Origin of the sequence: Pseudomonas sp. LBUM920 (assembly GCF_003852315.1) — a bacterium.
Classification (GTDB): domain Bacteria; phylum Pseudomonadota; class Gammaproteobacteria; order Pseudomonadales; family Pseudomonadaceae; genus Aquipseudomonas.
The window spans coordinates 261,772-275,328 of the sequence record NZ_CP027762.1 but is presented as its reverse complement, the minus strand read 5'-3'; the positions used below and the strand labels follow the sequence as shown (position 1 = coordinate 275,328).

10 protein-coding genes are annotated in these 13,557 nt (G+C 61.6%); 2 read left to right on the top strand and 8 right to left on the bottom strand.

The genetic code is table 11. The features are described from left to right. The first annotated feature begins 18 nt into the window (after nucleotides 1-18). Nucleotides 19-645 (top strand): class I SAM-dependent methyltransferase, encoded by a 627-nt coding sequence (locus C4J83_RS01165; protein ID WP_124416168.1) that lies wholly within the window; start codon nucleotides 19-21, stop codon nucleotides 643-645. Between the two features lie 105 nt (nucleotides 646-750). Here the strand turns inward: C4J83_RS01165 and C4J83_RS01160 are convergent, their stop codons facing one another. From C4J83_RS01160 to C4J83_RS01145, 4 genes are all read right to left on the bottom strand, one after another. Then, complete coding sequence (locus C4J83_RS01160; RefSeq protein WP_124416167.1) at nucleotides 751-2,946, bottom strand: glycoside hydrolase; 2,196 nt, start codon at nucleotides 2,944-2,946, stop codon at nucleotides 751-753. A gap of 116 nt (nucleotides 2,947-3,062) precedes the next feature. After that, nucleotides 3,063-6,116, bottom strand: coding sequence for an efflux RND transporter permease subunit (locus C4J83_RS01155; RefSeq protein WP_106577385.1), 3,054 nt, complete (start codon nucleotides 6,114-6,116; stop codon nucleotides 3,063-3,065). Next, nucleotides 6,113-7,183: an efflux RND transporter periplasmic adaptor subunit gene (locus C4J83_RS01150; protein ID WP_124416166.1), complete on the bottom strand. Its 1,071-nt coding sequence runs from the start codon at nucleotides 7,181-7,183 to the stop codon at nucleotides 6,113-6,115. The genes C4J83_RS01155 and C4J83_RS01150 overlap by 4 nt, the downstream gene beginning before the upstream one ends. Continuing rightward, nucleotides 7,180-8,262: an efflux RND transporter periplasmic adaptor subunit gene (locus C4J83_RS01145; RefSeq protein WP_124416165.1), complete on the bottom strand. Its 1,083-nt coding sequence runs from the start codon at nucleotides 8,260-8,262 to the stop codon at nucleotides 7,180-7,182. The genes C4J83_RS01150 and C4J83_RS01145 overlap by 4 nt, the downstream gene beginning before the upstream one ends. A gap of 121 nt (nucleotides 8,263-8,383) precedes the next feature. On the opposite strand from C4J83_RS01145, the gene C4J83_RS01140 reads away from it, so the two are divergent. Then, on the top strand, nucleotides 8,384-9,544 hold the full coding sequence (locus C4J83_RS01140) for an AAA family ATPase (RefSeq protein ID WP_124416164.1): 1,161 nt from the start codon (nucleotides 8,384-8,386) through the stop codon (nucleotides 9,542-9,544). Nucleotides 9,545-10,607: 1,063 nt separating this feature from the next. On the opposite strand, the gene C4J83_RS01130 is transcribed toward C4J83_RS01140, so the two are convergent. The 4 genes from C4J83_RS01130 to C4J83_RS01115 are packed head-to-tail and all read right to left on the bottom strand — an operon-like array spanning nucleotide 10,608 to nucleotide 13,534. Beyond that, nucleotides 10,608-11,459, bottom strand: a complete 852-nt coding sequence (locus C4J83_RS01130) for a transporter substrate-binding domain-containing protein (RefSeq protein WP_124416162.1) — start codon at nucleotides 11,457-11,459, stop codon at nucleotides 10,608-10,610. Beyond that, a complete protein-coding gene (locus tag C4J83_RS01125; protein WP_124416161.1) occupies nucleotides 11,456-12,232 on the bottom strand; it encodes an amino acid ABC transporter ATP-binding protein in 777 nt (258 codons plus the stop codon). The genes C4J83_RS01130 and C4J83_RS01125 overlap by 4 nt, the downstream gene beginning before the upstream one ends. Continuing rightward, entirely contained in the window at nucleotides 12,229-12,888 is a 660-nt protein-coding gene (locus tag C4J83_RS01120; protein WP_032884905.1) for an amino acid ABC transporter permease, read from the bottom strand. The genes C4J83_RS01125 and C4J83_RS01120 overlap by 4 nt, the downstream gene beginning before the upstream one ends. Continuing rightward, nucleotides 12,869-13,534, bottom strand: a complete 666-nt coding sequence (locus C4J83_RS01115; RefSeq protein ID WP_106577379.1) for an amino acid ABC transporter permease — start codon at nucleotides 13,532-13,534, stop codon at nucleotides 12,869-12,871. The genes C4J83_RS01120 and C4J83_RS01115 overlap by 20 nt, the downstream gene beginning before the upstream one ends. Nucleotides 13,535-13,557 lie beyond the last annotated feature (23 nt).

Genomic DNA, 13,557 nt, shown 5'->3' with positions numbered 1-13,557 from the left:
CGCCCGGTATGTCCCACCATGACCCTCAAGCCCGACGACCTCAACCAGATCACTTCCATCACCCTCGGCCACTACAACAAGGTGGCCGAGGACTTCCGTGACGGCACTCGCGATCACGATGTCAGCCAGAACATCGACGCGCTGCTGCGCCATATCCAGGGCACAGCGCCGTTTACCGTGCTGGATTTCGGCTGCGGGCCGGGGCGTGATCTGCAGACGTTTACGCGCATGGGCCATATTGCCGTGGGGCTCGATGGCTCCGAACGGTTTGCGCAAATGGCCCGCGAGGACAGTGGCTGTGAAGTGCTGCTGCAGGACTTTCTCAAGTTGGACCTGCCGACCGAACGTTTCGACGGGGTGTTTGCCAACGCGGTGTTGTTCCATATTCCCAAGCAGGAGCTGCCACGGGTGCTCAAGCAGTTGCGGGGTGCGCTGAAGCCTGGCGGCGTGCTGTTCAGTTCCAACCCGCGCGGTGAAAACCTGGAAGGCTGGAACGGGCCTCGCTATGGGTCTTATCACGACCTTGAAACCTGGCAGGGTCTGCTGGCGGCGGCCGGGTTTGTGGAGCTGGAGCATTATTACCGGCCAGCCGGGTTGCCGAGGGAACAGCAGCCTTGGTTGGCGAGTGTGTGGCGCAAACTGTAGATTTTCGTCATCTGGCCCGGCCCTATCGCAGGCAAGCCAGCTCCCCCATTTGGAATGCATTTCCATGTGGGAGCGGGCTTGCTCGCGAAGGCGTCAGCGGCCCCGCTAATCCACCTGATACACCCTAGGTTTTTCACCCTCTACCAACGCCGTCACACTCTTTCCCGCATACCCTTCTTTGTCCCCCGCAGCAAAATTCGCCACCAACCGCGTGCCATCGGCAAACGTGGTCTGCTGCACCTGCCGATCGGCCGTCAGCCAACGAAAATCGGTCATTGCCTGTGTCGCCAAGCGCTCATGCAACGGCCGAAAAAACCGGTCCTGGCGCTGTATCAACGGAATGCGCTGCTTCAGGGTCGCGGCACTCAGGTGATACAGCGGCGGCACGTTGTACAGCAGTTGGGCCAGCTCGTTCTCAGCCCGCACGTTGCTCAGCTTCAGGCTGTCGAACAGCCAATGGTGAGTGGTGATGACCGAGCCGTGAAACACCGCCTGATACAACGGCAAGCGCATGGACGGGTCGAAATACACGGTGCGAAATGGCTCATTCAACGGCACCGTTTTGAAGAACACCGCCGGTTGCTCCGGCGGATACCAGTTGCCGACGTAATAAGGCGATTGTTTATCCTTGGTCATCGCGCGATCACCCCAGCCGAGCACGGGCGTCTGCATGCCGTGGGCAAACAGAATGCCTTGGGCAGTGACCGCATTGCCGTCTTCGGAACCGGCGGGCAGTTTGAGCACCGTGTTGAGCCAGCGTGACGCGTCGATATTTCCTTGGGCGTTTTGCGCCTGGGTCATTTCGGCGCCATTGCGGTAGCTGTCAAAGACCATGCTGGTCGCATAGGCATCCAGGAACCAGGCGTTGAAACCGGCCTTGGCTTGCACCGCTTTCACCCGCGCTTCCAGTAACGGCCGCACGCAGCGCGGGTCGGTGTAGTGACCGGATTGTTGAAAGCCGGTCTTGAGTTTGCCGTCTTCCAAGATGATGGCGCAGTCGCGATAGGCCTTGCTGCCCAGGTGGGCGGTGGTCCAGTCGGGGTTTTCGGTGGTGGACAAGGCCGTTTCATAGGAATCGTACGGCGCCATCAGGTAACCCGCCTTGACGCCCGCCTGAATCGCTTCGGGGTGCCAGAGGCCGCCTTCCCAGCCTTCACCCAGGGTCAGCAGCAGGCGCTTCAACCCAGCATCTTGCAGCGCCTTGACGGTCTGGGCCGACAGCGTGCTGCCCCAGGTCTCGGGGCTGTGGCTCAAGGCGCCGGCAAACGCTGTGGCCAGTTCACGGCGCAGTACGCCATAACCGTCAGCCAGCTTGAGCATGTCCGGCTCGTCGGTGGCCTGCCAGGTTTGCCGGGCCTTTTTGTTGATCGCCGCGTTGAGCCCACGCAGCAAAACCGTCTTTTGGTAGCGATCCAACGTGCCGGCCTGCGTCAGCACCTGCGTGGCCTCTTTGTCCAGCAAGCCCTTGAGTTCGTGGCCGCGCAGCACCTTCACCAGCAGCGGCCAGTCGCGCACATCCTCCGGCCCTAATAGGTCATTGCCCCACAGATAGACGTGGCTGGCACCCAGCAGCTTTTCAGCCTCGGGGGTCTGGCGCAGCTTGTCCGCCAGCGGTTCATAACGCCCCTGCGCCACCAGCCACTGCCGGTAGCGCTTGGCCCCGGCCAACGGGTCGGCATCGCCCAGGTGCAGGCGCAGGGTCATCGGCGCGGCGGGCTTAAGGCGGGTGAATTCATGCGCCATTGAAAGCGCCAGCCCGCCACCGTCTGCCTGCCATTGCAGATGGTTGTTATAGGGGTTGGTGAGCAACCAGTTAAGCGTGAAACGGCCATGATCCACGCCCCATAACGGCAGGCTGAGATCCTGCGTGGTATTAACCTCGCCTTGATCCAGCAAAAACGAGTTCCACACGGCGTTGCCGGCGGGCACGTAATGCCCTTCGGCCAAGGGCCAGATCAAGCCTTTGCCCATCGCCTCGGCGGGTTGGCGCAGCAGCGCCAAATGGCCCGGCTCGCGCGCGTTGATGGTCAGGGCAAGGTCGCGCTCCTCAAGGCGCGCGGTCAGCTGGTAGGCGCCGCTGTCCCACTGCCAAGTGGCTTGCCCGGCATCGGCCTGCACACCGGTGACCGCGTGCGCCGCCACACCGCTGGAAGCGTGCACTGCGGCCTCGCCCGCCGGGGTAACTTGCAGCGCCAGCGTGGCGGGGTCGAGTTCGACCCGCCAGAGGGCGTTTTCCAGCACGGTGCCAGCGAAGAGTCGGGGAGACAGCAACAGGCAAAAAATCAGCACTAAACGGCGCATGACACGGGCCTTCCAAAACGGAAACAGGCCCGGAGGGTAAAGCACTTAATGCCAGACAACTGTAGGGAAAGTGTTTCCAGGAGCCTTCCCACATCCTTGCAGGAAGGCGCCGAGTGTCAGGCCTGTTCTTTTTTCGGCTCGCGAATCTTGTACCAGGCCACATAAAGCGCTGGCAGGAACAACAGCGTCAGCAAGGTGGCGATGATGATCCCGCCAATCATCGCGTAGGCCATCGGTCCCCAGAACACTTCCCGCGCAATCGGGATCATGCCCAGGCTGGCTGCCGCAGCGGTCAGCAGGATAGGACGGCGCCGGTGCTCGGTGGCTTCCACCACGGCATCCCAAGGCGTGTAGCCGTCGCGCTCGTAGGCATCGATCTGCGTCACCAGAATCACCGAGTTGCGGATGATGATGCCGATCAGCGCCAGAATGCCGAGGATCGCCACGAAGCCCATGGGCGTGCCCGTGGGGATCAGCGCCAGCACCACGCCGATCAGCCCGAGCGGCGCGACACTGGCGACCAGGAACATCTTCTGCACGCTGTGCAGCTGGATCATCAGGAACGTGGCCATCAGGAACAGCATCAACGGCACCACTTTGGCGATGGGGCCTTGGGCCTTGCCGCTTTCTTCGACGGTGCCGCCGGTGGCGACTTTATAGCCCACCGGCAGGCCGGCGCTGAACGTGTCGATTTCGGGCTTGAGTTGCTTGACCAGGTCGGTCGGTTGCATCTCATCACGCACCGAAGCCTTGACGGTGATGGTTGGCTTGCGGTCGCGACGCCACACCAGCGGCTGCTCCAACTCATACCGCACGGTGGCGAAGGCCAGCAGCGGAATCGAGGTGCCATTGGGCGTGACAATCTGCAGGTTCTGCAAGGTTTCCGGGGTGCCGCGCTCGGCGTCTTCGGCGCGGCCGACCACGTTGATCAGGTAGATATCGTCGTGCACTTGGGTCACCGATGCACCGCTGACCACGCTGTTCATCAACTGCGCCACGTCTTCCGACGACAGCCCCAATTGCCGCGCCTTGTCTTGGGCGATGTCCACGCGCAGCACTTTGCCCGGCTCGTTCCAGTCGTAAATGATCTCGCCCAGGTGGGTGTTTTTATCCAGCAAGGTCGCCAGTTCAATGGCGTGCTTGCGCACCTGATCGGTGTCCTTGCCAGACACGCGATACTGGATCGGCCGCCCGACCGGCGGGCCCATTTCCAGGGGCTGCACATAACTGCCGATGCCGACAAAGTCATCGCGCAGGCGTTTTTGCAGGCGCGCAATCAACGCGCCGCGCTCTTCCAGGCCTTTGCTGACGATCACCAACTGCGCGTAGTAGGGGTTTTCCAATTGCTGGTCGAGGGGCAGGTAGAAACGAATCGCACCCTGGCCGATATAGGTGCTCCAGCGCGCAATATCCGGATCATCCTTGATGATCGCCTCAAGGCGGTCGACCGCCTTGCGCGTTTCGTTGATCGAGGCGTTTTGCGGCAAGTTGAGGTCGACGAGAATTTCCGGGCGGTCCGATGACGGGAAAAACTGGTTCTGCACAAACTGCATGGAGAACACCGACGCCGCAAACAGCCCCACGGTGATGCCGATGGCCCACCAGCGGTTGCGCATGGCCCAGAGCATGCCGCCATTGAATGCGCGACCGATGCGCCCAGGCTCTTTGTTTTCAGGCTTAACGTTGGCGCTGAGGATATGCACGCCAATCACCGGCGCAAACAGCACCGCCACCACCCACGACACCAGCATCGCCACGGCAATCACCGCAAACAGCGTGAAGGTGTACTCGCCCGCCGAGCTGGCGTTGAGGCCGATAGGCACAAAGCCGGCGACGGTCACCAGCGTGCCGGTGAGCATCGGGAACGCGGTCGAGGTATAGGCGTAGGTCGCCGCCTGTTCCTTGGTTTCGCCTTTTTCCAGGCGCGTGATCATCATCTCCACGGTGATCATCGCGTCATCCACCAACAGGCCGAGGGCGATGATCAACGCGCCCAGCGACACGCGCTGCATGGTGATGCCGCTGTATTCCATGAACACGAACACCAGCGCCAGCACCAACGGGATCGAGCACGCCACCACCAACCCGGCACGCATGCCGAGGCTGATAAAGCTCACCACCAGCACGATGATGACGGCTTCAAACAGCGCGCTGGTAAAGCCGCCGACAGCCTCCTCCACCACTTCTGCCTGGTCGGAGACTTTGTGCACGCCCACGCCCACCGGCAGGTCAGCCGTCAACTCATCCATGCGTGTGTGCAAGGCCTTGCCGAATGACTGGATATTGCCGCCCTTCTGCATGGCAATCGCCAAGCCAATCGCCGGCTTGCCATTGAAACGGAACATCGGCCGCGCCGGATCGACGTAGCCACGGCTGATGTCGGCAATGTCGGCCAAACGGTAAAAACGGTCATTGAGGCGCAGGTTGACGTTGGCCAGGTCCTTTTCGGAGGCAAACTGCCCCGAGGTGCGCACCGAAATCCGCTCCGGCCCGGCCTCGATTACCCCGGCCGGGGTCACCGCGTTCTGCGACTGCAGGCTTTGTACGACCTGGCGCTGGTCAATCCCCAATGCTGCCAGTTTGCGCGTAGAGAAGTTCAGGTAGATCACTTCGTCCTGCTGGCCGATCATCTCGACCTTGCCCAGGCCCGGCACCGAGCGGATTTCGGCGCGCACTTGCTCGACGTAATCACGCAGTTGGCGCATCGACAAACCGTCGCCGGTAAACGCGTAGACCGAACCGAACACGTCACCGAACTCATCGTTGAACGACGGCCCCTGCAAGCCCTGGGGGAAGGTGCCGCGAATGTCATCGATCTTCTTGCGCACCTGATACCAGATATCCGGGATCGCCTTGGCACTGGTGGTGTCTTTGAGGAACACGAACACCGTGGACTCGCCCGGCCGCGTGTAGCTTTTCACGTAGTCGAGGGAGTCGAGTTCTTCGAGTTTTTTCTCGATGCGGTCGGTAACCTGCTTGAGGGTTTCCTCCTGGGTCGCACCCGGCCAGCGGGTCTGGATCACCATGGTTTTGATGGTGAACGAAGGGTCTTCCTCGCGGCCAAGGTTCATGTAGGAGAACACGCCCATCAGCAGCGCGACGAACATCAGGTACCAGACGAAGGACTGATGCTTGAGGGCCCAGTCGGATAAGTTGAAGCTCCCTTTCATCGCGGGCTGTCCTCGTCGATTTTGACTTTTTGCCCAGGCTTCAGGCTGTTCACGCCAGCGGTGACAATGCGTTCGCCGGGGTTGACGCCGCCATTGAGCACGGCGCTGTCGGCGTCGCGGCTGACCACCGTGACGTCACGCGGCTGCACGGTCTGGCTGTGGGTGTCGAGCAGCCAGATGCGGGTCTTGCCGTCAACTTCCTGCAAGGCGCTCACCGGCAGTTGGATGCGGGGTGCGATGGCGGTGCTCAAGGTCACGCTGATAGCGGTGCCCAGGCGGAAGGCTGGCGGTGTTTCGGCCAGGGTCAATCGCGCACGCCGGGTGCGCGTGGCGCTTTGGGCCTGGGGTTCGATCTCACGCACGATGGCGGTGGTGTTGACGCTCGGGTCGAGTTGGCCGGCAACCACAAACACCACATCGGTAGGTAGGCGCTCAGCCAGACCGGCCGGCAGGTCGATTACCGCTTCCTTGATGTCCGGGCGCGCGAGGGTCACCACTTGCTGGCCGGCGCTGACGACCTGGCCAGCCTCGGCGTTCCAGGCGGTGACGATACCGGCGTGGTCGGTGCGCAGTTCGGAGTAGTTGAGCTGGTCCTTGGCCTGGTTGACCGAAGCCTTGGCCTGGTCGAGGGTGGCCTGGGTGGTTTTCAGGTCGGTCTGGGCCACGTCCAGTTGAGCCTGGGCGCCGACACCACGGTTGAACAATTCCTGCTGGCGGCGGGCGTTGGCCTGGGCGTTGATGAACTGCGCCTGCACGCGGGCGAGGTCGCCTTGGGCGGCGCGCAATTGGTTTTGCTGATCGGTGGGATCGAGCACGGCAAGCAAGGCGCCCTTCTCCACTTCAGCACCCACGTCCACTGCGCGTCGCGCGATACGGCCGGGTACGCGAAAGCCCAGGTTACTTTCATAGCGGGCCTGGATGGTGCCGGCGAAGCGGCCGAGGTTTTCCTGGTCTTCGGCTTTGACTTCCATCGACAACACCGGGCGCACGGGCTCGGGCGGCGGTTCTTTCTTGGAGCAGGCGGCCAACAACAGGCTGGCGGCGAGCAGAGCCGTCAGGCGCTTCATGGCTGGGCTCCTTGCTGGGCGATCTCGACCAGCATGCCGGGGTGCAACAATTGCCCGCCGGCCACCACGACTTTTTCGCCGCCTTTAAGCCCCTCGCCAATAATGACTTTGCCGGTGAGGTAACGCGCCACGCTGACCTTGTGCAATTGCGCCTTGCCGTCACCGTCGATCAGCCACACGGCGGGTTCGTTGAGGTCTTTGGTCAAGGCCGACCACGGCAGCTCGATGCTGGCCTTGGCCGGGCCATTGGCGGTGGCGCTGACCACCGAGCCCAACTGCATGCCCTTGGGCAGCGATTGCAGGGCGATTTTGACTTGCACGGTGCCGGTATTGGCCGCCACCGCCGGCGTGACCTCGCGAACCTTGCCCACGGCCTTGATGTTCGGGTTGTCCAGCAGGCTGACCGTGATCGGTGCATCCGGCGGCGGCTCTACCAGCAGCGATTCATAGACATTGAACACCGCATCACGATCGCCATCGGTGGCCAGGCTGAAAATCGGCACGGTGGCCCGCACAACCTGGCCGACTTCCGCCTGGCGCGCGGTAATCACACCGGGCGCATCGGCGATCAGCGAGGTATAGCCGAGTTGTTCACGGGCGTTGGCGAGCTGGGCTTGCGCGGCGGCCAGGGCGCTTTGGCTGCTGCGCAGCGCGGCCTGGGCGGCGTCGTATTCGCTGCGGCTGGTGTAGCCCTTGGGCAGCAGTTTTTCCTGGCGAACGAAGGCGGCGGCAGTTTGCTTGACGCGTGCCTGCTCGGCCACGACCTGGGCCTGCGCGGAATCGACGTTGGTCTGCAGGTCCTTGGGATCAAGCTTGGCCAGCACTTGCTTGGCGGTCACACGGTCACCCACGTCGACCATGCGCTGGATGATTTTCCCACCCACGCGAAAGGACAAATCGGTTTGCACACGGGCCTGGATATCGCCGGTCAGGGTGACTGCCGCGGCAAAATCCGCCGGCTGCACAGTCTGCACAAAAACCCGCGAATGCGCCTTGGGCTCGGCCTTTTCCTGACCACAGCCGCTCAGCAGCGCCAAGAGGCCAAGGCTGAGTAAAACTATCGAAGTGCGACCGCCCATGCAGGCTCCTTTTGCGTGATGCCGACTTGCCAGTGTGTATGCGACTGTGAGCTTAGATCAGGGTTCCTTATCTGCATGGAGGATCCCATACTCCAATGGTTCCCACGTCGACTGAATACCTATGTTGAAAACCCTGGCGGTGGCCAATTACCGCTCGATCAATAAATTGGTGGTGCCCCTGGACCGGCTGAACCTGGTCACCGGCCCCAATGGCAGCGGCAAGTCCAACCTGTATCGCGCCTTACGCCTGCTGGCGGAAACCGCCCAAGGCGGCGTCATCAATGCGCTGGCCCGTGAAGGCGGGCTGGATTCAACCTTCTGGGCCGGGCCGGAAACCATCAGCCGGCGCATGCGCAACGGCGAGGTGCCGGTGGAGCCTACCGTACGCCAACGCGTGAAACGCTTGCGCCTTGGGTTCGCCGGGGAAGATTTCAGTTATGCAATTTCCCTTGGGCTGCCGGAAACGACCTCGTCGTACTTTTCACTCGACCCAGAAGTGAAAAAGGAATGCATCTGGGCCGGCCACATTTACCGCCCCGCCAGCCTTTTGGTGCAACGCTGCGGACCGATGGTTCGGGCCCGAGACGGGCGCACCTGGGATGTCGTGGCCCAGCACACGCCCAATTACCACAGCCTGTTCGATCAGGTGGGCAGCCTGCGCGGCTCGCCGGAGGTGTTGCTGCTGCGCGAAAGCATTCGTGGCTGGCGCTTTTATGATCACTTTCGCAGCGACGTGGACGCGCCCGTTCGCCAACCGCAACTGGGCACGCGTACCCCGGTGTTGCATCACGACGGGCGCGATTTGGCGGCGGCATTGCAGACCATCCGCGAGATCGGCGACCCCGAGGCATTGCAGCGCGCGGTCAGCGATGCATTCCCCGGCGCGCGCCTGAATATCCAGCCACTGCAGGGCGGGCGCTTTGCGATTGAGTTTTATCAGGAAGGCTTGCTGCGGCCATTGTCGGCGGCCGAGCTGTCGGACGGCACCTTGCGTTATCTGCTGTTGATCGCGGCGCTGCTCACGCCACGGCCGCCGACCATGATGGTACTGAACGAGCCGGAAACCAGCCTGCACCCGGATTTGCTGCCGGCGCTGGCGCGTTTGATTATCCAGGCATCCCAGCATTGCCAAGTGTGGGTGGTGTCGCATGCCAGCCGGTTGATTGCAGCGTTGCAGCAGGATGAAGGGTGTAATTCGATTGTGTTGGAGAAGGTGATGGGCGAGACACGGATTGTGGGGCAAGGGATGTTGGATGCGCCGGCGTGGCATTGGCCGGAATAAGTGGTGATTGCACCGGCCTCTTCGCGGGCAAGCCCGCTCCCACATTAGCCTGTATTCCACGGTTGGAACTCGGTCAAAGGTGGCGGCGGGCTTGCCTGCGATAGGGGTAGAAGGTGGCGTTGGCCGGAATAGGTGCAGTGACTGCACTGGCCTCTTCGCGGGCAAGCCCGCTCCCACATTAGCCTGTATTCCACGGTTGGAACTCGGTCAAAGGTGGGAGCGGGCTTGCCTGCGATAGGGGTAGAAGGTGGCATTGGCCGGAGTAGGTGTGGTGACTGCACTGGCCTCTTCGCGGGCAAGCCCGCTCCCACATTAGCCTGTATTCCAAGGTTGGAACTCGGTCAAAGGTGGGAGCTGGCTTGCCTGCGATAGGGGTAGAACGTGGCATTGGCCGGAATAAGCGGTGATTGCACCGGCCTCTTCGCGGGCAAGCCCGCTCCCACATTAGCCTGCAATTCCAAGGTTGGAACTCGGTCAAAGGTGGGAGCTGGCTTGCCTGCGATAGCGGTAGAACGTGGCATTGGCCGGAGTAGGTGCAGTGACTGCACCGGCCTTTTCGCGGGCAAGCCCGCTCCCACATTAGCCTGTATTCCAGGGTTGGAACTCGGTCAAAGGTGGGAGCTGGCTTGCCTGCGATAGGGGTAGAAGGTGGCATTGGCCGGAGTAGGTGCAGTGACTGCACTGGCCTCTTCGCGGGCAAGCCCGCTCCCACATTAGCCTGCATTCCAGGGTTGGAACTCGGTCATAGGTGGCAGCGGGCTTGCCTGCGATAGGGGTAGAAGGTGGCATTGGCCGGAGTAGGTGCGGTGACTGCACTGGCCTCTTCGCGGGCAAGCCCGCTCCCACATTAGCCTGCATTCCAGGGTTGGAACTCGGTCAAAGGTGGGAGCTGGCTTGCCTGCGATAGCGGTAGAAGTTGGCATTGGCCGGCGTAGGTGCAGTGACTGCACCGGCCTCTTCGCGGGCAAGCCCGCTCCCACATTAGCCTGCATTCCAAGGTGGGAACTCGGTCAAAGGTGGGAGCTGGCTTGCCTGCGATAGCGGTGTGACAGTCAGCGCGGGATCAACCCTGCCACTTACCGCCCTCAACAATCACGCTCTCAGGCTTGGTGTCATCGCTCAGCTCTTTACGCACATATTGGTCGTACAGCTTGAGCAGGAACTTCTCCTCACCCAACTTCGCCAACTCGGTATTCACCCAGTCGCGCAGTTCGATGTTGCCCTTCTTCACGGCTGGCGCAATCGGTGCTTCATCACCGAGTTTCTCTTCCAGCACGCGGTAGCCCGGGTTCTGCTTGGCCCAGCTGAACAGCACCAGGTTGTCTTGCGCGTACGCATCGCCACGCCCGGCCGACAGCGCCTGCAGCGACTCGGAGTTTTTCTCGAACTTGAGCAGTTTCCAGTCCGGGTGGTTTTTGGTCAGCCAGATATCGGCGGTGGTGCCGGTGGTGACGATGGTGGTGCGGGTTGCCAGGTCATCCAGGCTTTTCACCGAGCTGTCCTGCGGCACCAAAGCCTGTACCGCCACTTTCAGGTTGGGATTGGTGAAGTCCACCGCTTCCTTGCGCTCCGGCGTTACGGTCATGTTGGCAAGGATCAGGTCGACCTTGTCGCTCTGCAGGAACGGAATACGGCTGGCCGGTTCGACGGCGACAAACTCGACCTTGTTTTCATCGCCCAACAGGTCCTTGGCGAATTGGCGGCCGATGTCGGTATCAAAGCCGACGTAACGACCGGCTTCGTTCACAAAACCGAATGGCGGCTTGTCGGTGAATACACCGACGATCAGCTTGTCCCGCGCTTTGATCTTGTCGATGTAGCTGGCAGCAGCGACGGGTTTGGCAGGCTCTTCGGCCTTTTTTTCGCAGCCGGCCAGTAAGGCGACGGCAAACAGTGGCAGCAGTAGTTTTTTCATATCAGCTCCAATTCCTTGGTTTTCTTGGGCAGTGTTGAAACAAAGGAGAACTTCTCCAGGAACTGCTGCGCGCGTGCGGTTTGCGGGTTCGTAAAGAATTCTTCGGGGGTGTCGTGCTCAAGGATGCGACCGGCCTCCATGAACACCACGCGGTCGGCGACGGCGCGGGCGAAGGCCATTTCATGGGTGACGATCAACAAGGTCATGCCGTCGCGGGCCAGACCTTGAATCACTTCCAGCACTTCCTTGACCATTTCCGGGTCGAGGGCGGCGGTGACTTCGTCAAACAGCATCACTTGCGGGTTCATGCACAGCGAACGGACGATGGCGATGCGTTGCTGCTGACCACCTGACAGCTGGCGTGGGAAGGCGTCGCGCTTGTCGGCCAGGCCAACACGTTCGAGTAATTTTTCCGCTTGGGCACGGGCTTCGCGAGGCGCGCGTTTTTGCACTTTCAGTGGGCCGAGCAGGATGTTGTCGAGCACGCTCATGTGTGGGAACAGGTGGTAACTCTGGAACACCATGCCCACGTCCTGACGCACCTGGCGCCAATCGGTATTTTTGTCCAGCAGCTCTTTGCCGGCAAAACGCAGGCTGCCGCTGTGCGCCACTTCCAGGCCGTTGAGGCAGCGCAGCAAGGTGCTTTTGCCGCAGCCGCTGGGGCCGAGGATCACCACCACCTCGCCGCTTTGCACGCTCAGGTCGATGCCCTTGAGCACCTGCTGCTCGCCGAAGAATTTGTTGAAAGCCTGGAACTCGATCAATGCGCTCATGCTTGGGCCCAGCGCCGTTCCAGCACCTTGGAGGCGGCTGACAACGGGTAGCAGATAAAGAAGAAAAACAGGAACAGCACGCCGTAGATCAATACTGACTCATAGGTGCGTTCGATGATTTGCTGGCCAACCTTGATCACGTCCACCACGCCGATCAGCACCGCCAGTGAGCTGGTCTTGATGATGCGCGTGTAGACGTTGATGGTTGGCGGCGTCATGCGCTTGAGGGCCTGGGGCAGCAGCACGTAGCCGTACAGCTGCGGGTCGGACAGGCCAATCGACAACCCGGCCTCGCGCTGGCCACGCGGCAGCGAATGCAGCGCGCCACGGACCACTTCACCGACCTCGCTGGCGCCCCACAATGACAGCACCAGCACCGCGCACCAGAAGCTCGGAATGCTCAGGCCGAAGAAAATCGGCAGGCCGAAAAACAGCAGGTACAACCACACCAACACCGGGATCGCGCGAAACAGCTCCAGGTACACCCGCAGCACCGCGTTGATCAGCGTGTTATTGAGCGTGCGCAGCACGCCGTACAGCACGCCGCCGACGGTGCTGAAGGCAATGCTCAAAAATGAAATCGACAGCGTTTGCGCAGCGCCCTTGCCCAGTTGCGGCAACGACACCCACAACAACTCAAGACCCGAACTGGCCATGCTGGAGCCTCCTTTCCAGGCGGCTGAGCAGCAGCGACAGCGGCAAAAACAACAGCACGCAGATCAGCGTCAGCACGGCGAGCATTTCGTAGGTTTTGTAGTAGAGCGCGATGTAGCTCTTGGTGGTGTAGAGAATCTCCGGCACCGCCACGGCCGACACCACCGTGGTCTCCTTGAGCAGAAAGATGAAATTGGCGAAAAGCGCCGGCAGGCTGAGGATGCCGGCTTGAGGCAGGATCACATGGCGCAGCAGCTGCCAGTCGGACAGGCCGATGGACTTGCCCGACTCGATCTGCGCCAGCGGCACCGCCTCCACACCGGCGCGCAGCACTTCGGTGAGGTAGGCGCCGCCGAGGAAGGTCATGGTGATGATCGCGGCCCAGAACCCGGAGATATTGAACCCCAGCGCCGGCAAGGCGAAGTACACAAAGAACAGTTGGATCAGCAGCGGCGTGTTGCGCGCCAGCTCCACATACAGCGCCACCAGGCGCGACAGGTACGGCGTGCGAAACACCAGCAGCGCGGCGTTGATCAGTGCCACCAGCAACGAGGTGGCAATGGCGATCAGGCCCACTTGCAGCGTCACCCCAACGGCGCTGAGAAACGCCGGCAAGGTGCTGAGGATAAAAGCGAAATCGAAGGTCATCTTGAGTCCATGACGCCGCAAGG